Source organism: Sphingobium phenoxybenzoativorans (assembly GCF_001757355.1).
Taxonomy (GTDB): domain Bacteria; phylum Pseudomonadota; class Alphaproteobacteria; order Sphingomonadales; family Sphingomonadaceae; genus Sphingobium; species Sphingobium phenoxybenzoativorans.
In genome coordinates this window covers 14458-41294 of sequence record NZ_MINO01000020.1, presented here as the reverse complement: position 1 = coordinate 41294, position 26837 = coordinate 14458, and the positions used below count along the sequence as shown (strand labels likewise).

The 26837-nt window shown below is 61.7% G+C and carries 21 protein-coding genes; 13 read left to right on the top strand and 8 right to left on the bottom strand.

All coding sequences use genetic code 11. The annotated features are described in order from the left end of the window. Positions 1 to 97: 97 nt before the first annotated feature. The 7 genes from BHQ40_RS11860 (at position 98) to BHQ40_RS11830 (ending at position 8583) form a co-directional block, all read left to right on the top strand. Positions 98 to 622, top strand: coding sequence for a VOC family protein (locus tag BHQ40_RS11860; protein ID WP_070156115.1), 525 nt, complete (start codon positions 98 to 100; stop codon positions 620 to 622). Positions 623 to 768: 146 nt separating this feature from the next. Then, positions 769 to 1611: a fumarylacetoacetate hydrolase family protein gene (locus BHQ40_RS11855; protein ID WP_070156114.1), complete on the top strand. Its 843-nt coding sequence runs from the start codon at positions 769 to 771 to the stop codon at positions 1609 to 1611. Positions 1612 to 1972: 361 nt separating this feature from the next. Continuing rightward, on the top strand, positions 1973 to 4309 hold the full coding sequence (locus BHQ40_RS11850) for a TonB-dependent receptor (protein WP_070156113.1): 2337 nt from the start codon (positions 1973 to 1975) through the stop codon (positions 4307 to 4309). An 86-nt stretch (positions 4310 to 4395) separates the two neighbouring features. Next, a complete protein-coding gene (locus tag BHQ40_RS11845; RefSeq protein WP_070156112.1) occupies positions 4396 to 5715 on the top strand; it encodes a Rieske 2Fe-2S domain-containing protein in 1320 nt (439 codons plus the stop codon). Positions 5716 to 5783: 68 nt separating this feature from the next. Then, positions 5784 to 6671, top strand: coding sequence for an alpha/beta fold hydrolase (locus BHQ40_RS11840; protein WP_070156111.1), 888 nt, complete (start codon positions 5784 to 5786; stop codon positions 6669 to 6671). 7 nt (positions 6672 to 6678) lie between these two features. After that, positions 6679 to 7611, top strand: coding sequence for a 3-carboxyethylcatechol 2,3-dioxygenase (locus tag BHQ40_RS11835; RefSeq protein ID WP_070156110.1), 933 nt, complete (start codon positions 6679 to 6681; stop codon positions 7609 to 7611). Positions 7612 to 7656: 45 nt separating this feature from the next. Further along, positions 7657 to 8583, top strand: a complete 927-nt coding sequence (locus tag BHQ40_RS11830) for a VOC family protein (RefSeq protein WP_070156109.1) — start codon at positions 7657 to 7659, stop codon at positions 8581 to 8583. 51 nt (positions 8584 to 8634) lie between these two features. Here the strand turns inward: BHQ40_RS11830 and BHQ40_RS11825 are convergent, their stop codons facing one another. Continuing rightward, positions 8635 to 9270: a GntR family transcriptional regulator gene (locus BHQ40_RS11825; RefSeq protein ID WP_171905841.1), complete on the bottom strand. Its 636-nt coding sequence runs from the start codon at positions 9268 to 9270 to the stop codon at positions 8635 to 8637. A 132-nt stretch (positions 9271 to 9402) separates the two neighbouring features. Between BHQ40_RS11825 and BHQ40_RS11820 the strand changes: the two genes are divergently transcribed. The 5 genes from BHQ40_RS11820 to BHQ40_RS11800 all read left to right on the top strand — a co-directional run bounded on the left by BHQ40_RS11820 (position 9403) and on the right by BHQ40_RS11800 (position 14626). Beyond that, positions 9403 to 10149, top strand: coding sequence for an SDR family oxidoreductase (locus BHQ40_RS11820; RefSeq protein WP_070156108.1), 747 nt, complete (start codon positions 9403 to 9405; stop codon positions 10147 to 10149). A gap of 41 nt (positions 10150 to 10190) precedes the next feature. Further along, positions 10191 to 11189 carry an MBL fold metallo-hydrolase gene (locus BHQ40_RS11815; protein ID WP_171905840.1) on the top strand — a complete coding sequence of 333 codons (999 nt, stop codon included), beginning with the start codon at positions 10191 to 10193 and terminating at the stop codon, positions 11187 to 11189. 15 nt (positions 11190 to 11204) lie between these two features. Further along, positions 11205 to 11753, top strand: coding sequence for a VOC family protein (locus tag BHQ40_RS11810; RefSeq protein WP_216094878.1), 549 nt, complete (start codon positions 11205 to 11207; stop codon positions 11751 to 11753). Positions 11754 to 11775: 22 nt separating this feature from the next. Further along, on the top strand, positions 11776 to 12936 hold the full coding sequence (locus BHQ40_RS11805; RefSeq protein WP_070156136.1) for an epoxide hydrolase family protein: 1161 nt from the start codon (positions 11776 to 11778) through the stop codon (positions 12934 to 12936). Positions 12937 to 13309: 373 nt separating this feature from the next. Beyond that, entirely contained in the window at positions 13310 to 14626 is a 1317-nt protein-coding gene (locus BHQ40_RS11800; RefSeq protein ID WP_070156106.1) for an MFS transporter, read from the top strand. A gap of 30 nt (positions 14627 to 14656) precedes the next feature. On the opposite strand, the gene BHQ40_RS11795 is transcribed toward BHQ40_RS11800, so the two are convergent. The 6 genes from BHQ40_RS11795 to BHQ40_RS11770 form a co-directional block, all read right to left on the bottom strand. Continuing rightward, positions 14657 to 16156 carry an aldehyde dehydrogenase family protein gene (locus BHQ40_RS11795; RefSeq protein ID WP_070156105.1) on the bottom strand — a complete coding sequence of 500 codons (1500 nt, stop codon included), beginning with the start codon at positions 16154 to 16156 and terminating at the stop codon, positions 14657 to 14659. Between the two features lie 41 nt (positions 16157 to 16197). Then, positions 16198 to 17106: an MBL fold metallo-hydrolase gene (locus BHQ40_RS11790; RefSeq protein ID WP_070156104.1), complete on the bottom strand. Its 909-nt coding sequence runs from the start codon at positions 17104 to 17106 to the stop codon at positions 16198 to 16200. A 43-nt stretch (positions 17107 to 17149) separates the two neighbouring features. Then, entirely contained in the window at positions 17150 to 17836 is a 687-nt protein-coding gene (locus BHQ40_RS11785) for a dienelactone hydrolase family protein (RefSeq protein ID WP_070156103.1), read from the bottom strand. A 164-nt stretch (positions 17837 to 18000) separates the two neighbouring features. Next, positions 18001 to 18612 carry a VOC family protein gene (locus tag BHQ40_RS11780; protein ID WP_070156102.1) on the bottom strand — a complete coding sequence of 204 codons (612 nt, stop codon included), beginning with the start codon at positions 18610 to 18612 and terminating at the stop codon, positions 18001 to 18003. A gap of 197 nt (positions 18613 to 18809) precedes the next feature. Beyond that, a complete protein-coding gene (locus BHQ40_RS11775; RefSeq protein ID WP_070156101.1) occupies positions 18810 to 19190 on the bottom strand; it encodes a VOC family protein in 381 nt (126 codons plus the stop codon). A gap of 30 nt (positions 19191 to 19220) precedes the next feature. Next, complete coding sequence (locus BHQ40_RS11770; RefSeq protein WP_070156100.1) at positions 19221 to 21482, bottom strand: TonB-dependent receptor; 2262 nt, start codon at positions 21480 to 21482, stop codon at positions 19221 to 19223. Positions 21483 to 21812: 330 nt separating this feature from the next. On the opposite strand from BHQ40_RS11770, the gene BHQ40_RS11765 reads away from it, so the two are divergent. After that, complete coding sequence (locus tag BHQ40_RS11765) at positions 21813 to 22268, top strand: hypothetical protein (protein WP_139139287.1); 456 nt, start codon at positions 21813 to 21815, stop codon at positions 22266 to 22268. Between the two features lie 16 nt (positions 22269 to 22284). Here the strand turns inward: BHQ40_RS11765 and gltB are convergent, their stop codons facing one another. Continuing rightward, the gene (gltB, locus tag BHQ40_RS11760; RefSeq protein WP_435593915.1) at positions 22285 to 26820 is read right to left on the bottom strand and encodes a glutamate synthase large subunit; all 4536 of its coding nucleotides are present in this window, start codon (positions 26818 to 26820) and stop codon (positions 22285 to 22287) included. Between the last annotated feature and the right edge of the window lie 17 nt (positions 26821 to 26837).

Here is a 26837-nt window from a genome sequence, read left to right as displayed (position 1 = left end):
CGGCAGACGATTTTGCCCGATGCCACGCACCGCATATGCAATCATCTATAAACGCAACACGCACATCACCTGTCTTAACTTCGGTAGGAACTAGATTATGGCAACCGTGACGGAATCAGTCGGAGAGAAGGTAAAGCCCGCCCTCAAGACGCGCTTTTATTCGCATGCCACGCTGGACTGCAAAGATATCGCGTTCACGCGGAAATTCTTTGAGGAGTTTCTGGGTTTTCAGACCGTGCAGATGGCCCCCGTCGCCTTCTGGGCGCGCATGGGCGGAGACCAGATCATCGTGGTTGTGCAAGGCCCTGCAAACGGCAAGGAGAATATGCCGTTCCTCAATCATAACGGCCTCGATGTCGCTACAGAGGCGGAGGTCGATGCATCCTATGAAATCGTGAAGCGCGATGCCGAGAAATGGGGCCTGCACAAGATCAGCAAACCGGTGGTTCAGCACGGCACCTACTGCTTTTACTTCTGGGACAAGGACGACAATGCATGGGAAATCCTGTGCAATCCCGAAGGTGGCTATTCCTGGGGCTTCGCACTTGGCGACCAGACCGGGGCCGGGCATCTGAGCCGCAAGTTCCAGCGGCCGGAATCGACCCTCACCAAAGATAAGTAGAGCACAGCCGGCGTCCTGCACGGATGGGCTGATATGGTTGACGGCGTTGGGGCGGCTGCGCATGACGCCGCCACGCCATGCGCGGGGTTTCTGCTCCGGCTGGATTTTGGTTCCGCCATATTGCGGAGTGGGTGCGAGGAAAAAGCATGAAATTGGCGCGGATCGGGCCGAAAGGACAGGAGCGGCCGGCGATGCTGGACGCCGCCTTGCAGCTTCGCGACCTGAGCGGCCTTGTCGACGATATTGACGGGGCAGCCTTGCACCCGGACAAGCTTGCCCGGCTGGCCGCGCTCGACCCGCAGCAACTGCCGCTGATCAGCGCGCCTGTCCGCTATGGCCCGCCCATCGCCCGCACCAGCAAATTCATCGCCATCGGCCTGAATCATCGCGACCATGCCGCCGAGTCCGGCAACCCCGTGCCCAAAGAGCCGGTCATGTTCATGAAAGCGATCAGCGCGATCGCAGGCCCGGATGACGATGTGCCGATGCCCCGCGGTTCCACCAAGATGGACTGGGAGATTGAACTGGGCATCGTCGTCGGCACCCGCGCCCGTTATGTCGAAAAGGCGGACGCCCTTCGCCACATTGCGGGCTATGTGCTCGTCAACGATATCTCCGAACGCTTCGACCAGATCGAACGGGGCGGCACATGGGACAAGGGCAAGGGGCATGACGGCTTTGGCCCCGTTGGTCCCTGGCTGGTGACGCCCGACGAGGTGGATGTCGGCGCGCTTGAAATGACGCTCGACGTTTCCGGCCATAGGCGGCAGGCGGGCAATACCGGCAACATGATCTTCGATGTCGCGACCATATTGTCCTATGTCAGCCAATTCGTGACGCTGGAGCCGGGCGATATGATCGCGACCGGAACACCCGCCGGGGTCGGGCTTGGCATGAAGCCGCCGCTCTACCTCTCGGTCGGTGACGAGATGCGGCTGTCCATCACTGGCTTGGGCGAGCAGTGCCAGCGAGTCGTCGCCTCCGTCTGAAATGATGCGCGGGCTTCAGCCTGCGGCCTGACCGGCCAATAACGCCAAGCTTCTGAGCCGAGACCAATTCTATCATTGGGTCTTGCGACCGCCGGGCAGGATGTCCCGCCGCGCTCTAACCAGCGGGCGAATGCGCTGCGCCATCGGACTCGTCCTGGGAACTGGACGGCCCAATCTCACATTTTCCCTTACCGGACCGCCATCATACGGCGCAGGCTTCCCCGCGCGCGCCGGAATCCTTCTCCAAATTTCTCTTTGACATGGTAGCATGTTAATAGTAGATTTGTAACTGGATGCACTTTTGAGCGTCCTTAAATGCCGCATTCGATGCGGCGATATAAGTATTTGGGGAGAGACTGAGATGACGCATCTCACTTTGCGCGGTTGCCTGTTGCTGAGCGCGGCGATGATATCCGTTCCCGCATGGGGCCAATCGGAATCCGTCCCTGCAGCGCAGCCAGCGGATGCCGCCGATGCGGCAGCTTCGGGCATTGACGACATTGTGGTCACCGCACGCAAGCGCGAGGAGAATTTGCGCGACGTGCCCATCTCGATCAGCGCCGTTTCCGGTCAGGCGCTCACCACCGCAAAGATCACACAGGTCGTCGACCTCGCCTCCCGCATTCCCAACTTCACGGTGTCGAGCGGCGCGAACCTGCCCTTCTCCCTGATCCGCGGCTTCGGCTCCGGCAATAATATCTCGTTCGACCAGGCGGTCGGCAAGTTCATCGACAATGTGTCCTACGGTCGCGATCAGGACATCCGCCTGCCGCTGTTCGATGTGGAACGGGTCGAAGTGCTGAAGGGGCCGCAGGTGCTGCTCTATGGCAATAGCGCGACCGCTGGCGCATTGAACATCACGACCAAGAAGCCTGGCGATGCATTGTCTGCCGACGGCTCCATCGCCTACGGATTTAATTTCAACGAAATCGTTTCGCAGGCCGGCGTGACCGTTCCTTTGGGTCAGGATATCGCCATCCGTGTTTCCGGCATCTACCAGTATCGCGACAGGGGGCCGGTCTTCAATGAACTGACCGGCGAACATGATCCGCAGGCCCGCAACTATGCGACCCGCGCAATCCTCCGCGCGAAGCCCGCAGACGGCCTGACCGTCACGCTGAAAGCGGAATATGACCGGATGCGGGAAACCGGATCGGCGGGTGAAGTCATGAGTCCCACGATTTTCAGCTTCCTGACGCTGCCGGATACAAGGCTAGATGCCGTAACAAGCGTCGATAACACTGCAGCGCCCTTCTTCCAGCCGACATTCCTCGGCCTGCGCAACACGACCTATCAGGGCGACATCAATTACGACCTGGGCAATGGCACGCTGACATCGACGACTGGATATCGCGACCTGAAATTCGCCCAGTCGCTGCCCTCGCCCACACCGGTCCCGGTCCTCAACGCCTACCTCGCCTACCGCTACAAACAGTTCAGCCAGGAACTTCGTTATTCGGGCAGCTTCGGCGCGCTCGATACGACGGTCGGCGGCTATTTCCAGCGCGATACTTTTGACGTGTGGTCGGCGATCGACTTCAACCTCACGCCTACCCTACCGCCGGGTCTTGTGCTGCCGCCATTCGCGCTGAACGGCAATCTGGATCAGATCCAGAAATCCTATTCGATCTTCGGCGATTTCACTTACCACCTTACGGACTCGCTGAGCATCGAAGCGGGCGCGCGCTATAGCTGGATCCGCAAGAATGCCGATCAGTCGCTGGTGGCGGCCAATGTCGTGCCCGGCAAGACGTTCGACAGCGGCGCGGACGCGCTCTCCCCCAACCCGGCCCTCACGCCCTTCTTCGTGCTCGGAACCGGCGTCCTGCCTCACCAGTTCACAGGGCTGAAGCTTCGGGACGAATTCTTCCAGCCGCAGGTGGTTCTGCAATATAAGATCGCACCCAAAAGCCAGGCGTTCGTGAAATATGTCCGCGGCGAAAAGGCTGGCGGATTCGACTATTTCTATACCGGCGTTCCTCCCCTTGGCCCGACGCCCGCTGGCGCGCAGTTCGCGTCGGAACGCGCCGAATCCTTCGAAGCGGGCGTGAAGGGGCTGGTTTTCGACAACACCCTCGACTTCTCGCTGATCGCGTTCCGCACGACATTCACCAACCTGCAGGCGTCGATTTTCCAGACGGCCTCCTTCGTCGTAGCGAATGTGGGCAAGGCCAGGACGCAGGGCATAGAGCTGGAATTGAACTACGCTCCGATCCAGGGTCTGCGCATCAATGCGTCCGGCGCATATCTGGACGCAAAATATCTCGACTTCCCCGGTCAGCCCTGCACCGTTGCCCAAGCCATCGCCAATGGCGGGGTCGATGGCTGCTTCCAGGATCTTTCCGGCACGCGCACCCAGTTCGCATCCAAATGGACGGGCACGCTGAGCATCGACTATCAGTGGGCGCTCAACAGCACCTTTGACATGGCGGGCGGCTTGGCCCTGTTCGCGCGATCCAAATATAATGCCTCGCCGAACCATGAGCCTCTGCAGGAGCAGAAAGCCTATGCCAAGCTGGACGGCCATCTCGATCTGAAGGCGTCCGAAGGCCAATGGACCCTGTCACTGTTCGGCAAGAACCTGACTGACCGAAAGACCCTGGATTTCGGAGCGGACGCGCCGGGCGCGGGCAAGGCGTTGACTGGCTTCCTGTCGACAGGCCGCGAAATCGGCCTTCGCTTCGGCTTCAATTTCTAATGGCGCGTGCTTCAAAGCGCTTGGACCGTCATTACTGGCATGCTAGTATGATTCGCGCGATGTCTGCATTCTGGAGAGGTTGACATATGAACGCCATCACGCCTGAACCAAAGACCGGCAGGGCCTCCGACTATAGCACGGGCCGTCAATATGGCCGGCCGAGGGCGACCCACGACCATGAACTGACGGAGACGAATCCCGGCACGTTGATGGGGGAATTGCTGCGCCGTTATTGGCAGCCTTTTGCGCTGTCGTCGGAACTGAACAACGACCTGCCCTTGCCGATCCGCATTCTGGGCGAGGACCTTGTCGCGTTTCGCGATGCGGAGGGCAAGGCGGGCCTCATGTATCCGCGCTGCATGCATCGTGGCGCCTCGCTGGTGCTGGGCAAGCTGGAGCCGCAGGGCCTGCGCTGCCCCTATCATGGATGGATGTTCGACACGCAGGGCCATCTGCTGGACACGCCCTGCGAGCTTGATCCCAAGAGCACCCACCTTCATCGCGTGATCCGGCAACCCTGGTATCCGATGATCGAGAAATACGGCATCGCCTTCACCTATATGGGACCAGCGGACAAGGAGCCGCTATTCCCCGAAAACCCCCTGCTCGATGCGCTGGACGATGATGAGATCATCCTGCCGACCGGCGGCAGCCAGCCGCCGGATGAAGCGCCCATCGCTCTTGTCGAGGGTCAGATGGACATGAACTGGCTCCAGAATTTCGAAAATTTCATGGACCCGCTGCACCTGTCGGCGCTGCACTCCACGATCAACGGAATGCAGTTCAACGAATATATCAATTTCAATCCCGATCCCTGCAAGTTCAAGGCGTTCGACAAGGGAAGCATCTCCTGGATCGGCCAATGGGAAAACAAGACCGCGGGCGTCATCACCCAGGCGATTTTCCAGACCATCTTCCCCAACATGCATTGCGAAGGCCCGGTCTTTGAAGCGGGCAAGCCGTCCTTCAAATGGGTGGTGCCGGTCGATGACCATAATTACCGGTCCTTCACTGCCTGGGTCGTGAAGAAGGACGGCGGACTGCCGATCGGCGATCTGGTCATGATGGACCCGGATAAATTCGGACCCGGACGGCCGGAGGCTTACCGGACCTGGACGCTGGAGGACAAGCAGCGCTGGCAGACCGATTTCCTGGTCCAACAAAGCCAGGGACCGATCACGCTCCATTCCGAGGAACGGCTGACCACAGCGGATATGGGCGTGGTTATGCTTCGCCGAATCCTCAAGCAGCAGGCGAAGATCGTGAAGGATGGCGGCAACCCGATTGGGGCCGTCCCCGGCGAGGCGGACGTGATCGACGTCTACGCCAGCACCGCCCGGCTCGATCCCGCAACCGGCGAAATCCTTGAGGGCTATCTGCTCAAAACCCTCGACGACTACGCCTGACAGGACAGCCGCCGCGCCGGAAACTGGTCCGGCATGGCGGCCGTCTCCGAACAAACTGGAGTTCGAACATGTATCTTTGGCCGGAAATAGCGCGAGGCAGCATTCGCCTCGACTATGTGCAGGCGGGGCCGATCCGTACCCGCTATGTGGAGGCTGGTGACGCGACGGCGCGCGAGGCGGTGGTATTCATTCCCGGCACCGGCGGCCATCTGGAGGCGTTCACCCGCAACCTGCTGCCCCACGCCGAACAGTATCGGACCATCGCCCTCGACATGGTCGGCCACGGCTATAGCGACAAGCCCGACCATGATTATGAAATCCGCCACTATGTCGCGCATCTGAAAGACTTTTGCGATGCGATGGGCCTCGACCGCATCCATGTGCATGGCGAGTCCCTGGGCGGCTGGATCGCGGCGCAATTCGCCATCGACCATCCTGAACGCACAGCATCCTTGACGCTCAATACGGCGGGCGGCCTCAACACCGATCCCAAGGTGATGGAGCGCGTCTACAACGTCACGATGAAGGCCGTGGCGGAAGCCAGCCTGGAAACCGTGCGCGCGCGCCTGGAATGGCTGATGAACGATCCTGCGCGGGTGACGAACGACCTGATCGAACTGCGTTACGCCATCTACACCCAGCCCGGCTTTCTGAAGGCGATGGAGCATATCCTCTGCCTGCAGAATATGGACATCCGCATGCGCAATGTGCTGACCGACGAAAGCCTTTCAGCCATCAAGGCGCCGACGCTCGTGATCTGGACCGATCATGATCCGACCGCGCCGGTTGCGACAGGGGAGCGTTTCGTCGCTGCCATTCCCAATGCCGAGCCGCTGGTGATCATGGATGACTGCGCGCACTGGCCGCAATGGGAGAAGGCGGACGAGTTCAACCGCCTCCACCTAGCCTTTCTCGCTCGACAGACGGCGGCCGCTGGCGCCGCCTTGGTAGAATAGGACCGCCATGCCCTTGCGAATGATCTGTGCCTCGCACACGCCTCTAATGGATCATATGCCGGCCGACCCTGTGGTGGACGCGCAGGTCCGGGCGCATTTCTCCATGCTCGCCGAAGAAGTCAGGGAATATGACCCGGAGCTTATCATCGTCTTTGGCCCCGACCATTTCAAAGGCTTCTTCTACGATGTGATGCCGCCATTCACCGTCGGGATCAGGGCCAGTTCGATTGGCGACTATGACATTGGCGGCGGCGATTTCGATGTGCCGGAGGAACTGGCGCTCGACTGCGTGCGGCATTTGCTGTCTCACGATATCGATATGGCATTGTCCTACCGGATGCAGGCGGACCACGGCTTTGCCCAGATCCCCGTGCTGCTCACCGGCGGCGTCGGCGCATATCCGACCATACCCATTCACATCAACTGCGCCGGGCCGCCCCTGCCCTCTTTCCGGCGAGTCCGGGAAATGGGTCTTGAGGTTGGCCGCTGGGCGATGACGCTGAACAAGCGCGTGCTCATTCTCGGCTCCGGCGGACTGTCGCACGATCCGCCTATCCCGAATATCCGGACCGCGCCGTCGCATGTCGCGGAGATGCTGATCGGCGGGCGCAATCCCCCCATAGAAGTGCTGCGCGCGCGCGAGGAAGCGAATTTCGAACTGGCGCGGAAACTGGCGCGGGGCGAGGCGGAATCGCTACCGCTCAATCCCGAATGGGACCGCGCGTTCATGGCGCAGATGGTTGCCGGGGATTTCTCCGCCATAGAGGAGATGGGCGAGGAGGAATTGACCGCCATCGCCGGTTGCGGATGCCATGAAGTGCGTAACTGGGTCGCCGCTTATGCTGCGCAAAGCGCGGCCGGCCCGGCCAGTCACAGGGACATCTATTATCAGGATATCGCCGAATGGAATGCGGGCATGGGGATTGCCGCAGCGGCCTGATTGAAACGCGCGTCCAACGGGACAGTCCCGATCGGAGAGGGAAGCATGATCACATCGTTACAGCATATCGCTCTGGGCATACCGTCGATGAAAGCCGGAACCGATTTCTATGAGGATTTCGGGTTGGAGAATGTGGACCGGCCTGATCATGTGGCGATGCGGTGCTTCGGCCGCGATCAGGATCAGATATTGCTGATCGAAACGGGGCAGGACCGGAAATTCCATCACGCCTCATTCGGGACCACGGCGACCGGCCTGGTCGCGATCCAGAAGAAATTGGAGGATCGCGGCATCGCCCTGCTCGACCCGCCTTTTGCGGGCGCTGCGGACGGCATCTGGTTCCGCGATCCCGAAGGCATATTGGTCAATGTGCAGGTCGCCGAAGCCGCGCCCTTTCGCACCGATACCCAGCAAGCCGCCATCAACCGCCCTGGCCTGAATATGCGGCTGGCGCAGAAGGGATGCCCGCCCTTCGACATCAAGCCAAAGCCCCGGCGAATGGGCCATTTCATTCTTTTCGTGCGTGATGTCTTTGCGCAATCGGCCTTCTATTGCGAGGTGCTGGGTTTCCAACTGAGCGACCGCATCACAGACGGCTATGCCGCGTTCATGCGCACCGCCGGTAGCAGCGACCATCATGTGGTGGCGATGCTGAAATCGGACGGCACGGGTTTCCACCATGCCAGCTTCGAAATGGGGGACATTGACGAGGCGGAAGTCGCCGCCACATCCTTTCTCAGCAAGGGGCATAAACATGCCTGGGGTCCCGGCAGGCATGGCGTGGGATCAAACTATTTCCACTATTTCCGCGACCCGTGGAACGGCATGGCCGAATATTTCTGCGACATCGATTATATTCCGGGCGACGCGGAATGGGATCCGATGGAATGGACCAAGAAGGACGGCATGTTCCTCTGGTCGGCCGACGGCCCCCCGCCCCCGGATTTCGGCCGGAACTATGAACTGGGCTGATCGCCGCATATCTCGCGCCGCCGGGCGGGCGATCGCGGTGGAGGCAATCCGCTATCCGGCGACGCCCGACAGCACCGCCTTGCGGATGGCGGCGATATGCTCCTCCGACACTTTACGGGCGCGGGCGGCATCGCGCTGCTCCAGCGCGTCGATGATGGTTTCATGCTCTTTCATCGCGTCGGCCATGAACAGCTCGAAACCCACCGCCTGGTTGATGAAGAAATCCGACATGTTGAAATTGTTGCGCTGGCGTTCGTCCAGCAGGGGCGAATGGGCCATCTCATGGATCATCTGATGGAAGTCGCGATTGATCTCGCAATATTCCTGCGGGGTGATGACATGGCCGTCACCCAATGTGAGCTGGTGCTGGATGATCTTGAGATCGCGCAGTTGCCGGTCGGTCCTGCGCTCTGCGGCGAGTTCGGCCAGCAGCCCCTCCATCCGCTCGAACATCAAGAAGAAGTCGGCGATTTCCTCCTTCGCCGGATTAATGACCTCGCACCCAACCTGCGGAATGATGCGGACGAAACCGTCAGCATTCAGCTTGCTGAGCGCGGTCATAATGGGTTGGCGGCTGATTCCGGTTTCGGCCGCCAACTCCTTCACCAATATCCGTTCGCCAAAGGCGTAATGCGCGGAAAGAAGGCGTTCGATCAGCAGATCATGGATTGCGTTCTTCTTCGTCAACACCCGCTCCATCTTCATTTCGGCGCAATTCCGGTTGCCCTAAAGTCTAGCATGCCAGCATGGCAAGCGAAAGTGGATGCGCGATCGCGGCAGGGCCAGGAACAAGGCATCAATTCCGGCAGGAGAGTGTGAATGGATTTGGGAATTGCAGGCAAATGGGCGGTCGTCTGCGCGGCCAGCCATGGATTGGGCCGCGCCTGCGCGACCGCGCTGGCGATGGAAGGCGCGAACGTCGTTATCAACGGACGTGACCCGGATGCGCTTGCCGAAGCCGCTGAAAGCATTCGCGCGGCGGCGCCCGGCGTGGAGGTCATGACGGTCGCTGGCAGCGTGACCGATCCCCAATGCCGCGCCGCCCTCGTCGCTGCCGCACCCCAGATGGACATATTGGTCAATAACGCAGGCGGCCCGCCTCCCGGCGATTTCCGCGACTGGGACAGGGACACATGGATCGCCGCGCTCGACACCAACCTGCTCGCCGCGGTGGAGCTAATCCGCATGTCCATCGACGGGATGATGGATCGCGGGTTCGGCCGGATCGTCAACATCACATCGTCCACCGTGCGGGTGCCGATCCCCGTCCTGGGCCTGTCCAACGCCGCCCGCGCGGCGCTCACCAATTTCGTGTTCGGCCTGGTTCCGCAGGTGTCGGGAAAGGGCGTGACGATCAACAATATCCTGCCCGGTCCATTCGATACCAACCGCCTGCGCAAGTCCAAGGATATCACCATGCACCTGACCACCAATCCGGTCGCTGGCCGGGTGGGAAGGCCGGAGGAGATCGGTTCACTATGCGCCTATCTGTGCAGCGGTCATGCCGGATACATTAGCGGGCAGAATATCCTGATCGATGGCGGCCTGTACCCCGGCAGTTTCTGATTGCCCGAACGAAGAAAGCCGCACCCATGAGACTCCGCAGATTGATCACGGCCACCGCCGCTTCAGCGTTGATATGGGCAGGCGCGCCCCTGTCCGCGCAGCCCGGAAGCGCGGACCCCGCAAAAGCCGCTGCTAAGGTTGCGCCGTCCACCCGCCTCATCCTGCTGGGCACGGCGGGCGGCCCGATCCCGCGTGTGAAGCGCGCGCAACCGGCCAGCCTTTTGCAGGTCGGCGACCGGCTCTACCTGATCGATGCCGGGGACGGCGTGTCGCGGCAGCTCGCCCTCGCCGGCTTTCAGCCCAAGGCAATCGACCGGCTGTTCATCACCCATCTGCATATGGACCATATGGCGGGCTTTGCACCGCTGATGGCGTTCCGGTGGGTCGCGCGTCCGGCCACCCGGATCGAAATATACGGCCCCGCCGGAACCCGATCGGTCGCCGATGGCGCGGCGCAATATCTGGCCGTTCCCGAAACCATTTTCGCCGCGCAGTTGCCGCCGGGCCAGGGCCTGAAAGAGATGATGAAGGTCAGCGAGATCGAGCGATCCGGCCCTGTTCAAATCTATCAGGATGATCTGGTGAAAGTCACCGCTGTCGAGAACAGCCATTATGACACGATGGACAAATCAAGACTGCCCGCTGGCGGCAAATGCTTCGCATACCGCTTCGACACGCCCGGCAGGTCGATCGTCTTTACTGGCGATTCCGGTCCCAGCCCGGCAATCGAAGCGCTGGCGCAGGGCGCGGACATATTGGTCACCGAGGTCATCGATGTGCCCGCCTCGATCCGCTTCCTGAAGGAACAGTTCAAAGTGCCGGAGGACCATCTGACGGCCGAAGTCGATCATATGACCCATGAGCATCTGACGCCGGAGGAGATCGGCAAGATGGCGGCCCGCGCCCGCGTGAAAATGGTGATCCTGACCCACGCCGTCATGGGCTTCGACAATGAAAGGGACATGCGGGCCTACACCGATGGCGTGCGCAAATATTTCAGCGGCACGGTGATCATGGGCCAGGACCTTGCAGAATATTGAATTGAGGAGACGGGCATGACGCACATCACGGTCAGGGGGCTGGACCATATCGGCGTGACGGGTCCCAATATTGAGGAAGCCGAAACTTTCCTGTTCGAAGCCTTTGGGGTGGAGTTTATTTATGAAACGCTGAACCGGTCCCAGCCTCCCTTCGAAGGCGCGGCGGTGGAGCAGATGATCCTGGGACCGGCCGGCCTCAGCATTTCGCGCATCCGAATGTATAAGCTGGGCACTGGCCCTACGCTGGAGCTGTTCGAATATGATGCGGTGGAGGTGCAGCGTCCGGCCCTGCGGGGCTGCGATCTCGGCTGGCAGCATATCGCGCTCTATGTCGACGATATCGATGCCGCGCTGGCGCGCGCCGTCGCCGCGGGCGCGGAGAAGCTGAACGATCCTTGGGACCTGACCCGCGCGGAAGGCGGCCCCGGCAATAAATTCTGCTTCATCAAGGCGCCGTGGGGCGGGCTGATCGAACTGATCACCTACCCATCGCCGAAACCCTATGAGCAGGACACGGCATTGCGGCGCTGGAAGCCGCCGGTCAGCCCATCCGTATCCGGCTGACATGAGCAAGGACAAGCTATCCATGAACGATATCCGCCCCTTCCAGATCGCCGTGGCGCAGGCCGATCTGGACGACCTTGCGCGCCGCCTCGATCATGTCCGCCTGCCGGATCGCGAAACCGCTGGCGATGGGTTGCAGGGGCCGCCGATGGAGGAGATGCGCGCGCTGCTGGACCATTGGCGCACGCGCTATGACTGGCGGCGCTGCGAGGCGAAGCTGAACGCCTTCCCGCAGTTCATCACCGACATCGACGGCGTGGACATCCACTTCATCCATGTGCGTTCGCCCAGGGCGGATGCCACGCCAATCCTTCTGGCGCATGGCTGGCCGGGGTCGATACTGGAATTTGAAGATTGTATCGGGCCATTGTCGGACCCCGCCGCATATGGCGCGCCGGATGCCCCTGCCTTTCACATCATCGTGCCGTCGATGCCGGGTTTTGGCTTCTCTGGGAAGCCATCCGAACCCGGCTGGCATATCGGGCGGATAGCGGGAGCCTATGCCGCGCTCATGGCGCGTCTGGGGTATGACGGATGGATTTGCCAGGGCGGCGATCTGGGCAGCGCCGTTGCAGAGGCCATGGGGCATATGCGTGCGCCGGGCTGCGCGGGCCTGCACCTCAACATGTCCTTCTTTCAGCCGACGCCGGAAGAAATCCAGAATGCCGATGAACAGGAACGCGAATATCTGGGCAGGGCGCGCGTCTTTTTCGAAGAACGGATGGGCTATTTCGCCGTTCAGGGGACACGGCCCCAGACCATCGCCTATGCACTGTCCGATAGCCCGGCAGGTCTGGCGGCATGGATGTTCGACAAGTTTTTCGAGGCCGCCGATTATCGTGGCGGACATATAACCGACGCCTTGTCGATGGACCGCATGCTCGACGGCATCAGCCTTTACTGGTTGACCAACAGCGGCGCGTCATCCGCCAAACTATACTGGGAATTGAAGCGCGCCATGCCGCCCGCGCCCCCACCCCCGATCGGTCTGCCGACCGCCTATAGCGGCTTTGCCGGTGAAACCATTCTTGCCTCCCGGCGCTGGCTGGAGAAGCGTTTCACCGCTCTTGCTTATTATAATCTCGTCGATCGCGGCGGCCATTTTGCCGCCTGGGAACAACCGGCGCTTTTTGTGGACGAACTGCGGGCGATGGCGCCGCATCTTTTGAACCGGCGGGAATGATCCACATCCGGCGAGCGGCGAAAAGATCGCCGCACCCTACCTCTCTCGCGGCATGACGTTTCACTGGTCGAACGGTATAATAATGTTCCCTAGGCACATCATGTGCCTACTTGCCGCTGAACATGATCCAAGTTTACTCCTGTTTTCGGGTGATATTGCTTAACCGCCGCAGTGAAGCCATGATCCGAATCTCCACAAGAGAGATCGCCATGGCCCCGGCCGTTGCGTAGGTAAAATATTCACCGGATGTCGGCCGCCATAAGCTGAATCCAGCTATGCGTCCGCCATGAGAGAGGAAGAAGGGATCTGGCGCATTGACGCACCAAGTCGGACCAGCATTCGCGATATCGCACGCCACTCCCGGCGGCCGCGCATGAACGACAACCGGCAAGGAGAGGGTCGCGCGGATGCTGGCGCGTGGATCATGGTCTCGATCCTCACGCTCGCCTTCACGGTAAGCTTTATTGATCGCCAAATTCTCAATCTGCTGGTCGGCCCCCTGAAAGACGCATTCGACCTGTCGGACACAAAGCTCAGCCTGCTGCAGGGCGTGGCCTTTACCTCCGCCTATATTCTGTTCAGCGGCCCGTTCGGGCGGCTGGCGGACACCGGCAACCGGCGGGGCATATTGTTGCTGGGCGTCGCGCTGTGGAGCGCCGCGACAGCGTTTTGCGGATTGGCGCGAAGCTATCTGCAATTGTTCGTCGCGCGCTTTGGCGTGGGCGGGGCGGAGGCGAGCCTGACCCCCGCCGCCTGGTCGATGATCGCTGACCGCTTCCCCGCCCGACAGGTTCCACGGGCGATGAGCATCTATTTAATGGGTCCCTATATCGGCAGCGGCTTGGCGCTCATATTCGGCGGGTTGCTGCTGGGGCTTTCCGAAGGGCAGACATTTTTCGGGCTGGCCCCGTGGCAGTTCGTCTTTGTGATGGCCGCCCTGCCGGGCGCGCTGGTCATCCTGCTGCTGATATTCTTCGTGCGCGAACCCGCACGGCAGAGCAGCAAGGGCGGCGAGAGCGAGCAGCCGATGACCCTTTCCCAGGTCATGGACCGCTTTCGCAAGGAGAGGCGGTTTTACCTCAATTTCTATTGCGGCATGTCGGGCATCGTCATCTCGCTCTACGCCTTTCCGGCCTGGATGCCGACGCTGCTGATCCGCAAATTCGCGGCATCCGCGTCGGAGGTCGGGATACAATATGGCGTCCTGGTGCTTATCGGCGGATCGACGGGCGTCTTGTCCGGCCCTATCGTATCCCGGTGGCTTGAGCGTTCCGGGCGTAAAGACGCGCTGATGATCGTGCCGTTATTCGCGGCTTGCGGGCTGGCGGCGCTGTCGCTGCTTCTGCCATTTGCGGACAGCTATGCCTTTGTTCTCGCGATCGCCGGGCTGGTCAGTTTCACTTACTCGCTTCCAACCGCCCTTGCCGCGTCCGCGCTGCAACTTGTCACCCCCAACCGGATGCGAGGAATGGCGTCGGCCGTCTATATATTCATCATCAGCGTGATCGGCCTTGGCCTGGCGCCCACGATCGTAGCGCTGATCACCGACATCGGGTTCGCCGATGAGGCAAGGGTCGGGGAATCGCTCGCCATAACCTGCTGCGTGTCGGCGCTGGCCGGTCTGGTCATGCTTTCGCGCGCCCGCGCCGCCTATGCCGACCTGCTCACCCGCAACGCCAGCGCGGCATAAAGGAAAGCGCCAAAGTGAAGGCAGCCCCCATCACGCATCCAGATTGAGCATGACGGTTTTCAGCTCCGTATATTCCTCGATCGTCGCCCAGCCACCCTCGCGCCCGAACCCGGAGCGTTTTATCCCCCCGGCGGGGGAATTGGGCATGACCGAATAGCCGTTGATCCCGATCGAACCGGTCCGCATCGCCTTGGCCACGCGGAAGGCGCGGGTCAGGTCGGCCGTGTAGATGCCCCCCGACAATCCATATTCGCTGTCGTTCGCGATGCGGACGGCTTCGGCCTCCTCGTCAAAGGGAATGACGCATAGCACCGGTCCGAAAATCTCCTCGCGCGCGACGCGCATCCTGTTATCGACGTCGACAAACAGCGCCGCATTGACCCAGTTGCCGATGGCAAGCTCTCCACCCGGCCGGTCGCCGCCGAACAACAGCCGCGCGCCCTCTTTTCTGCCAATATCGATATAGCCGAGCACCCTGTCGAGTTGCCGCTTCGAAATGATCGGGGTCGAGGTGGTTGCAGGATCGAACGGACCGCCAAACTTCACATCGCGCACCTGCTCACTGGCGTGATGCACAAACTCGTCCAGGATCGAGCGGTGAACGAGCGCGCGCGTCGGCGTGGAGCAGACCTGGCCGGACAGGAATGTCGAACATAAACCCATCAGGTTGCGCGCGGCGGTGCGAACATCCCGCGTGTCGGGAAAGACCAGAGCGGCGCTCTTGCCCCCAAGTTCCAGGGTAAGCCGCTTCATATTGCCGCCCGCGGTGGACATGATCTTCTCGCCGACCATCGGGCTGCCGGTGAAGCTGACCTTATCGACACCCGGATGCGTGGAAAGCGCCTCGCCCGCTATGGGACCGCCCGTGACAAGGTTGAACACGCCGGGCGGCAGTTCCGACTGCGCCAATATGTCGGCGAGTTTCTGAATGGCCAGCCCCGCCAGTTCGGAGGGCTTGAGCACCACGCTGTTCCCGCAGGCGAGCGCCGGGGCGACCTTCATCGCGAACGTCATGACCGGCCCGTTCCACGGCGTGATCGCCGCGACAACGCCGACCGGCTCCCGGAAAGTCATGTAGTGGAGGTTGGTCGTGTCCGTATATTGGGGGAAGGTCTCCCCCGTGATCTTGTCGATCCAGCCCGCATAATGATCGAATATGTCCCCGGCGACCCGGCCAGACACCCGGCTGCCCATGCTGAAGCTGATCGGAATGCCGTTGTCCAGCGTCTGGAGGTGGGCGATTTCCTCTTGCGCGGCATAGATCGCCTCGACGATCGGCTGCAATATGCGTTTACGCTCCCGCGCGGCCATGCGGGGCCAGGGGCCCTCGTCGAAGGCGCGCCGCGCCGCCGCGACGGCCGCATCCACCCCCGCTTTTCCGGCTTCGGCAAAGTCCGTGACGATTTCATTCGTCGATGGATGAATCTGATCATAGCGGGCATCGCCAATATCCGTCCATGCGCCGTTGATGAACAGGCGGCCCGGCCGCACCCCCAGCCGGTCGCGAACCGGAAGCACTGTTATCGCCACTGTCGATCTCCAATGTCTGTCATGACGCCGCCGCGATGCGGCTATGCAGCGGCGGGCGGCGTCTCGCCCAGCAACCGGTAGCGAAAGCCCTCACCATCCCGTTCGATGCGGCCAGCGGCGCCCTGCATGAAATGCGCCGGAAAGATCACCGTATCGGTATCGGCGACTTCCTCGATCAGCGCCTGGCGCACCTGCGCCGCCAGCGCCTCGTCCCGGTCAAAACTGGTGTGCAGGTCCGGCCTCACAATCTGGGCTGGATGCAGCAGGATATCGCCGGAGAAAAGCGCCGGTGGTCCGCCGCGGCAGGCATGTACGGTGCAGCATCCGGGGGTATGGCCGAATGCGGGGCGAAGCCAGACCCCATCCCCGGACGCGCCGTGCAAAACGGCGTCCTCCTCCACAATATCGGCGAGACCGGCTTGCAGGATCGGCAATACCGAATCCCGGAACGCCTCCTGATGGGAAAGGTCGGCCTCCGCCTCCGTCGTGCTGAAATAGTCGAGATCGCGGCGGCCGAAAACATAGCGGGCATTGGGGAAGGTCGGCACCCACCGGTCCCCTTCCAGACGCGTGTTCCAGCCGACATGATCGACGTGCAGATGCGTGAAAAGCACCATGTCGATATCTTCCGGCGCCACTCCAAGCTCGCCGAGCCGTTCCAGCCACGGCGTCGTCAGCCGGTGCAGGAACGGCATGGTGCGATCCTTGTGATTGCCGTTGCAGGTATCAATGATGATCTTCTTGCCGTCGATCTCGACCAGATAGCTGTGCATGCTGAGCGCGCATTGCGCGGTGGCGGGATCGAGCGACAGCGCATCGTCCCAATACCATTGCTTCAGGCGCGCCAGATCAGCGCCCCCGATTCCGGGCAGGATGGCGTCGAGCGGCAAGGCAAGGTCGAGTTCAGCGACCTGGCGCACGCGCAGTTCACCCAAGCTGACGTCCATCATATGCTCCCGCTATGCCGCCTTGCCTTCGACTGGTCCGGCCCCGTCAGGAACCGAGCGACTGACGGAGGAAGGCTTCTGTCCGCTGATTGGCCAATGTGGCGGCACTCGCGTCATAATGAACGCCGCCGTGCCGCGCGAAGGCGTGGTTGCATCCGGCATAGCTATGCACCTCGACATTGGACTTGCCCGCCAACGCCTCCTTGATCTTCGCCTGCGCATCCGCCGGAATATATTCATCTTCCTCGGCCAGATGGACCATCAGCGGCGCGGTCAGCGTACCGGCCTCCCCAAGATGCTGGTCCGTGCCGCCGCCATAATAGGCGACCGCCGCATCGACATCTCCCCGTGCGGCGGCGAGATAGGTCATCAGCCCGCCCAGGCAGAAGCCGATGACCGCAACCTTGCCATTGCCGCCCTCTATCGACCGCGCGGCCTCGATCGTGGCCAGCACATCCTGCACGCCGCGGTCGAAATCAAATGCCTGGTACAGCGCAAACGCCTGCGCCCACTCCGCCTCGTCCAGCTTGTTGAGTTGAAGGCCCGGCGCATCGCGCCAGAACAGGTCGGGGGAAATGGTGATGAAACCCTTGCTGGCAAGTTCATCGCAGGTGGCCCGCAGATCGGCATTCACGCCGAAAATCTCCTGGATCACAACGATGGCGGGCGCAGACTTGGCTTCGGGATGCGCGACATAGGCGTCAAAACTGCCATCGGAAACGGTAATCTTCATCTGTGTTGCCCTCTACATATTCAGTTTGTGGCCGATGCGCGCGGCCGGTGATGGATAATCTCGACTGCCGCGAGGATAGGTTGCGGCATGCCGTCCCCTAAGATCCGGCGCAGGGCCGGATATGGACTGGATTCATGTCGGTTTGACGCGGTTTGGATGCGGCATCAGGCCGTTATTGCGTCGCGCTTGGCGGTCCAGCCATCCGCATCGGCGGCCGTCGCCGCCTTGCACGCTATGTCCGCTTCGGTGAACAGCCGCGTCCAGCCGGCAAATTCGACATGAATGCCGTCCGGGTCCCGGAAATAGATCGAACTGACCCAGTTGCTTTCATGGACATCCTCAAGCGCGTCCGGCCCCAGCGCAGGCGCGACATCATTATGATGCACGATCGGCGAGACCTCGACACCGGCCGCTTCCAGCCGCGCCTTATATTCGGGCAGCCGATCGGCATCGACGTCCAGGGCGATATGGTTCATCGTTCCGATGGCGGTCACGCTGCCTATCAGGCTTGAAACGGAGGTGACGCCGGGCACGGACGCAGGCGCGTCGGGAAACCAGAAAAAGGCCAGCGACGAACTGCCCATGTCGAAGAAGAAATGCTGGCCAAATCTGCCGTTCGGACCAATCTCATAAGTCTTGATGAGCGGCATGCCGAGAATGCCTTCGTAGAAATCGACGGTGCGCTGCATGTCGGAGGAGACCAGGGCGATATGGTTGATCCCCCGGATGTCGAATTTCCCGTTGACCTTGCCCGTGGTCGTTAGCTGGCGGTCCATATCGCTCTCCATTACCCAAAAGAAGCCAAAGCATTCACATCCAAAGCTGATTATCCGTTTCGATCACACGCGCTGAAATGGACGGTAAATGCGCGTTGTCGCCGCTCTGGCTTGCCGTGCCAATTTACCAGCAGCCCGCAGGATGGACCAATTCGCCTTTCAGCAACCCAGTGTTCCATTGCGGACACCTCAACCGCTCATGCCAGGCGGTGCGCCGCGCAAAGCTTGTTGCCCGTCGGATCGCGCAGATAGGCAAGATACCATGTCCCGCCACTGCCTTCGCGGACACCCGGCGGGTCCTCGATCGCCGCTCCGCCATTTTCCACGCCTGCCCGGTGCCAGGCATCGACCTGTGCGACGCTCTCCATCGCAAAACCGATGGTGCAGCCATTGCCAACGGTGGCCGGCTCTCCGTTCCGCGGCGCGGAGACCAGGAACATCCCGTCATTATGGGTGTAGATGACGCGGCCATTGGGATTGATGGTCCCCGCCGCGCCGCCTATCGCCTGAAAGGTCGCGTCATAGAATTTCTTCGACGCCGCCACATCGTTCGACCCGACCATATTATGGTTATACATTGATCTGTTTCTCCTCACGCTTTCGCGCGTCTAGAAGCGCTTCGTGACTGACAGGCCAAAAGTCGCCGGTGCGGCGGGCATGCCCAGCACTGGCGCGCCGGTGAAAGGCGCGGGCACGATTTCGCCAAGATAATAGAGCTTGTTGGTCACGTTCCGGCCGTAGGCGCTGATCGTCCAGTCATCCTTGCGCACGACATCGAGATAGAGGTTCAGCTCCCAGCGGGCGGGCTGCGACTGGAAATCGAAATTGAACTGGGAAAATTGGATCTTGCTGATCCAGCTCAATTCCGCGCGGGGCGTGATATCGGCAAAGCCGGGGTGGAAGGTGTAGCCGACTTCGCCGACCAGCTTGTATTTCGGCGCGGACGTCAACTGGTTCCCGGCGAGATTTTCCAGTTGCCCAGTAAACTGGTTATTGTCCGAAAGCTCGCGATACTCGCTGTGCAGCCAGGCAAGGTTGAAGCCCAGCCGGAGGTCATCGACCGGAACCGCTATGATTTCCGCTTCCGCGCCATAAAGCCGCGCCTTTGCGGCGTTGAGGGTCACCGGTCCCGGCGCCGGAGGCTCAAATTCAAGAATGGTGATCTGCAGATTGCTGTAATTATAATAGAAACCGGACAGATTGACGCGGACCCGGCGATCGAACAGGTCGGCTTTGATGCCCGCCTCATAATTGGTCAGCCGCTCCGGATTATAGGCCGGCCTCAACTGGGTCAGGTCATAACCGCCGCTCTTGAAGCCGCGCGAATAGGTCGCATAGGCCATGATGCCATCGGCCACCTGATAATGGATCGTGGCCTTCGGATCGAAGGACGACCAGGATGCGCTGTCCGCGCCGCTGGTGCTGCAGCTCGTTACTCCGGGGATGAAGCCGGTGAGCGACGGAGCTGAGCAACCGACAACCAGCGGGGTGTCGATATTGAAAAGATTGACGAAATCGAGCTGATTATAGCGCGTGATGCTGCGCTTTTCGTAGCTGTACCGCGCGCCGATATCTACGCCGAGCCTGTCGGTAAGATGCACGGTCGCCTGGGCAAAGGCCGCATAGGCGTCGGTCTTTTGCAGACCGCCCTGGCCAAAGCCCTGATACAGCGGCGATGCGGCGCCTCCGAACACCAGAGGCGAAACGCCGAAATTCAGCCTGAAGCTGTTCTTCTCATGGAAATAATAGCCGCCCGCCACAAGGTCGATCGGCCTACGCTGCAGCGAGACGCGCAGTTCCTGGGTCCATTGGTTGGCCCCTGTCGCCACGTCATAGGAGGTGGTCAGCGCGGTTGAATCGTCGCCGCTCAGGCTGCTTGCCTGATCGACATGACGATATCCGGTAATGGAGGTGAGTTGCAGACCGTCGGCAAGCTCCAGAACGGCGTTCGCGGTCAGCCCGTAATTCTCCATGTAAAAGAGCTGGTCCAGGCCAGCGCGATCACGCCGGCTTTCGGGATGCACGAAGCCGTTGGCGACATTGACATCGACATAATAGGGGTTGAACCGGACGAAGGCGTAGCCGCCCGCATTGTCATTCTCCCACCGATAATCGCCGGTCAGGGTAAGGTGGAACGTGTCCGACGGCTCAAAACGCAGCTTCACGCGCGCCGCCCTGCTGCGTTCGCTATCGACGGGATTACCCGTCATGATGTTCCTGCCAAAGCCGTCGCGGTCGTTGGTCTGGAAAGCGAAGCGCGCCGAAACCGTGTCGGACAAGGGACCACTGATCGCGCCTTCGGTGCGGATCAGTTTATAGTTGCCCGCAGTGAGGGCGGCATAGCCATCCAATATATCGGTCGGGTCATTGGAAATGATGTTGATCGCGCCCGCCGTGGCATTGCGTCCGTATAGCGTGCCCTGCGGCCCGCGAAGCACCTCGATGCGGTTGATGTCGAACAGGGAACCGAGAGCCGCCTGCGAACGCGCATTGACGACATCGTCGGTATAGACCGCAACGCGGCCGTCTGCGCCTGCATCAACGCCCTCAAGGCCGATACCGCGAATGAATATCCGCGCGTCTCCGCCAAGGCGAGAGAAGTTCACATTCGGGATCGCGCGTGTCAGCGCGTCAATGTCGGCGATGCCGCGATCTTTAAGCGTGTCGCCTTCGACCGCTGTGATCGCCAGAGGCGTTTGCTGGACACTCGACGTCTGCCGCTGCGCGGTTACGACGATATCTTCGATCTTGGAGGGCTGGCCGGATGCAGCCTCATCCGGCGCCGAACTTGCCTCCTGCGCATTGACAATCGGGGCGCCAAGCGTGGGGACGAGCAGAATCGTTGATGAAAACAAGAGTTTGCGAAGCATCCAGAAACCTCTCTAGGAGCGTTATCCAAGATCACTCGCCCACTCCTCCTGTTTCCGGTAGTGATGCGTCAGAAATTAGCGGGCCGCGTCGTCACAGAGATGCGCGGATAACGCCATCGCCCTTTGGGCAAATGAGATTTCTCCAGACATGCGGGCGCATGATTTTTCGACGCTGCACGGGAAGCGCGCTCTATGCCGCCCCGCCCTATTCCGCTTCCTATCTCCACCGGACTGCGCCATTCTGAACTATCGGATGCAGGCCGCCCACCGGAACCCCAATGCGCGGGGACGGTTGAGGTGATAGGATGGAGTCGCTGGAGAGATGCGTTAATGTCTTCAAGATTCTGGATCGTTGGCGGAGCGGTAATGCTGCTCAGCATCGCGGCCGGTTATGGCCTTGGCGGCTTTGCGGGCGGCCGGTTCGGCGGCGGCGTGTGGCAGGATCTGCGCGGTTACGAAAATACGCAGGCAGAGGCCGGAAGCGACGAACAGGCGCTGTCCGATACATCCGTGAGCAACCTCAACCCCGCCGATGGCGGCGACCTGCCGCCCACCCCGGACGAGATTGTGTGCAAGGGCTGCGGTCCCACTTTGGCGGAGCGGAATATGATGGGGGACGCCTACGCCATCGGCGAGAACGACCCCGCCCTGCGCGACTATGAGGCGCAGGGGGACGGCGCGGAGCATGGAGCCGCAGCGCCGCCCACCGTCGTGGCGACCGTCAAAAAGGCAGCGCCCGGCGCGGCCGGGATGGTCGAACCAGCCCGGCCTGCACAACAACAATAAACGGCGATAGGCGGCCCTATTCCGCGGCGACCGCTTCCTCGCGATCGCTCAGCGGATATTCCAGACGGCTGATCATCTCCTTCGGGCACACCTGCCAGACATGATCCCGCCAGCGATCCCAATCGTCGAGCAGGGTATGCGACCAGCGGCTGTCGGTCGCCACGGCATGTTCGGCGATCAGCGCCTTCAGCCGGGTTTCCCAATAGACGCTGTCCAGCCGTTGCCAGACGATGCTTTCCGGGTTCGCGCGCGACGGGAATACGCCATGCTCGTCCAGGATGAACGCCATGCCGCCGGTCATGCCCGCGCCGAAATTCGCGCCGGTGTCGCCCAGAATGACTGCCGTGCCGCCGGTCATATATTCGCAGCCATTGGCGCCGCAGCCTTCGACAACAACCTCTGCGCCCGAGTTGCGGACGGCGAAGCGCTCGCCGGCCTGCCCCGCCGCGAACAGCTTGCCGCTGGTCGCACCGTAGAGGACGGTGTTGCCGATGATCGTGTTGTGGCGGCTGTCCAGCGGGGTGGAGACCATCGGCCGCACGGCGATGATGCCGCCCGACAGGCCCTTGCCCACATAGTCGTTGGAATCGCCGAACACCTCCAGCTTGATGCCCTTGCACAGAAAAGCGCCCAGCGACTGCCCGGCCGATCCGCGCAAGCGCACCGTGACATGGCCGTCGGCGAGCGATGACATGCCGAACTTCTCGGTGATCTTGGCGGACAGCCGCGTGCCGACCGCGCGGTGGGTATTCCGCACGGTGTAGGTGAGTTGCATCTTCTCGCCACGCTCGAACACCGCCTTGGCGTCGTTCAATATCTGTGCGTCCAGGCTGTCGGGCACCTCGTTGCGCCATGCGTCCAGGGTGAAGCGGCGCTCATGGTCGGGCGCGTCCACTTTGGCGAGGATGGGGTTGAGGTCCAGATCGTCGAGATGCTCCGCGCCACGGCTGACCTGCCGCAGCAGCTCGGTGCGTCCGACAATCTCGTCCAGGCTGCGGAAGCCCAGACGCGCGACGATCTCCCGCACTTCCTCGGCGATGAAGGTCATCAGGTTGATGACCTTCTCCGGCGTGCCGGTGAACTTGGCGCGCAGCTTCTCGTCCTGCACGCACACGCCCACGGGGCAGGTATTGCTGTGGCACTGCCGCACCATGATGCAACCCATGGCGACCAGCGAGAGCGTGCCGATGCCGAACTCCTCCGCGCCCAGGATCGCGGCGATGACGATATCGCGGCCGGTCTTGAGCCCGCCATCGGTGCGCAGCTTCACTCGATGACGCAGGCCGTTGAGCGTCAGCACCTGATTGGCTTCGGACAGGCCCATTTCCCACGGCGTGCCAGCGTATTTGATGCTGGTCTGCGGGGATGCGCCAGTGCCGCCGACATGGCCAGCGATCAGGATGACGTCCGCATGCGCCTTCGCCACGCCCGCTGCGACCGTGCCGATGCCGGCCTGACTCACCAGCTTTACGCAGACGCGCGCGCGCGGGTTGATCTGCTTGCAGTCGTAAATGAGCTGCGCCAGATCCTCGATCGAATAGATGTCGTGATGCGGCGGCGGGGAGATCAGCATCACGCCCGGCGTCGAATGGCGCAGGCGGGCGATGAACTCGGTCACTTTGAAACCGGGCAACTGGCCACCCTCGCCGGGCTTGGCGCCCTGCGCGACCTTGATCTCAATCTCCTCGGCGGACCCCAGATATTCCGCATGGACGCCGAAGCGGCCCGACGCGATCTGCTTGATCACCGAATTGGCGTTGTCGCCATTCTCATAGGGCTTGAAGCGGATCGCATCCTCGCCGCCTTCGCCCGACACGGCCTTGGCGCCGATGCGGTTCATGGCGATCGCCAGCGTCTCATGCGCCTCCGGCGACAGCGCGCCCAGCGACATGCCCGGCGTCACGAAGCGCTTGCGGATTTCGGTGATCGCCTCAACCTCGTCGATCGGCACAGCCTCCCGCGCGAAGTTGAACTCCATCAGGTCGCGCAGATAGACCGGCGGCAGGTCCCGCACCCCGCGCGAGAATTGCAGATAGGTGGAGTAGCTGTCGGTCGCGACCGCCGTCTGCAGCAAGTGCATGAGCTGCGCGGAATAGGCGTGGCTCTCCCCGCCATTCCGCTGGCGATAGAAACCGCCGATGGGCAGCTTCACCACCGCCTCGTCATAGGCCGCCTCATGCCGCAACGTCGCGTTGAAGTGCAGCGAGGTATAGCCCTCGCCCGAAATCTTCGACGGCATGCCGGGGAACAGGTCGTTCACCAGCGCGCGGGACAAGCCCACCGCTTCGAAATTATAGCCGCCGCGATAAGAGCTGATGACCGCAATGCCCATCTTGGACATGATCTTCAGCAGGCCCTCGTTGACGGCGATGCGGTAGCGGTTGATGCAGGCGTCGACATCCATATCGCCAAACAGGCCGCGCGCTTGCCGGTCCGCAATGCACGCTTCGGCCAGATAGGCGTTCACCGTGGTCGCGCCCACGCCGATCAGCACCGCGAAATAATGGGTATCGACGCACTCGGCCGACCGCACATTGATGGAGGCGTAGGAGCGCAGCCCCTTGCGCACCAGATGCGTGTGCACGGCGGCGGCGGCCAGCACCATGGCGATGCCGACCCGGTCCGGCCCGATATTCTCATCGGTCAGGAACAGTTCGGTGCGTCCTTCGCGCACGGCCTGCTCGGCCTCCTCGCGGATGCGCTCGATGGCGCCGCGAAGCTGCTCATGGCCGCCTTCCGCCGGGAAGGTGCAATCGATGTCCGCCACGGACTGGCCGAAATGCGCCTTCAGCCGCGTCCAGTCAGCCGATGTCAGGACAGGCGAATCCAGCACCAGCACATGGCTGTTCTGCGTCTCCTCCTGCAGGATATTGGCAAGGTTGGAGAAGCGCGTTTTCAGGCTCATCACGTGCCGCTCGCGCAGGGAATCGATCGGCGGGTTTGTGACCTGGCTGAAATTCTGGCGGAAGAAATGGCTGATCGTCCGCGGCTTGTCCGAGATGACGGCCAGCGGCGTGTCGTCGCCCATCGAGCCCACGGCTTCCTTGGCGTCCTCGACCATGGGCGAGAGGATCAGTTCAAGATCCTCCAGCGTCAGGTTCGCGGCGATCTGCCGGCGGGTCAGCTCCGCCTTGTTCCAGGACGGCAAGGCATCGGGCGAAGCGGGCGGAAGATCGTCGACATACAGGAAGTCCCGCACCAGATCGGCATAGGGCCGCTCCGACGCGATCCGGTCCTTGATCGACCGGTCGTCATAAACCTCGCCCTCCAGCAGATCGACGGCGATCATCTCGCCCGGTCCCAGGCGGCCCTTGCGCATCACCGTCGCTTCGGGAACGACGACCATGCCGGTTTCCGAACCCACGATCAGCAGATTGTCGGCCGTCAGCGTATAGCGCAACGGACGCAGCGCGTTGCGGTCGACGCCCGCAACCACCCAGCGGCCATCGGTCATCGCCAGCGCGGCGGGGCCATCCCACGGCTCCATGACCGACGCGAGATAATTATACATGTGCAGATGCGATTCCGGCGTCTCGCCCAGGCTCTGCTGCCATGCCTCCGGAACGAGCATGATCTTCGCGGTCGGCGCATCGCGGCCCGCCCGGCAGATCGCCTCGAACACCGCGTCCAACGCCGCCGTATCGGACGCGCCCGCCGGGATCACCGGCTTGATATCCTCCGACTGCTCGCCAAAGGCCAGCGAAGCCATCTTGATCTCGTGGCTTTTCATCCAGTTTTTGTTGCCGCGGATCGTGTTGATCTCGCCATTATGGGCGAGCGTGCGAAACGGCTGGGCCAGCCACCATTGCGGGAAAGTGTTGGTCGAATAGCGCTGGTGGAAGATCGCGACGCGGCTCTCGAACCGGTCGTCCTGCAGGTCCGGGTAAAAGACCGACAGCGACTGGGCGAGGAACAGCCCCTTGTAGATGATCGAGCGGCAGGACAGCGAGCAGATGTAGAAATCGTTGATCTGCGCCGCGATCACCTTCTTCTCGATGCGGCGGCGGATCAGGTAGAGTTCCTTCTCGAACTCCGCCATGTCCAGTTCTTCGGGCATCGGCCCGGCGATCATGATCTGCTCGATTTCCGGGCGCGTGCGCTGCGCCTTCTCACCGATCACCGACACATCGACCGGCACTTGGCGCCAGCCGTAGATCTTGTACCCGGAATCGATGATCTCCGCCTCGACCAGCGTACGGCAGGTTTCCTGCGCGCTAAGGTCGGTGCGCGGCAGGAACACCATGCCAACGGCCAGCCGGTTGGGCAGGGGCTTGTGCCCCGCGTCGGCGATCGCATCGTCGAAGAAGCGCACCGGCAGGTCGACATGGATGCCCGCGCCATCGCCCGTCTTGCCGTCTGCGTCTACCGCGCCGCGATGCCACACAGCCTTCAATGCGTCGATCGCGCTCGCCACGACCCGGCGGGAAGGCTTGCCGTCCGTCGCGGCAACCAGGCCAACGCCACAGGCGTCGCCCTCGAAATCGGGGCGGTACATGCCTTCTTCGGCAATACGGAGGCGTTCTGCTTCAGTGGATGTGTAAAAATTGGTCATATCATCCATCCTTCTCA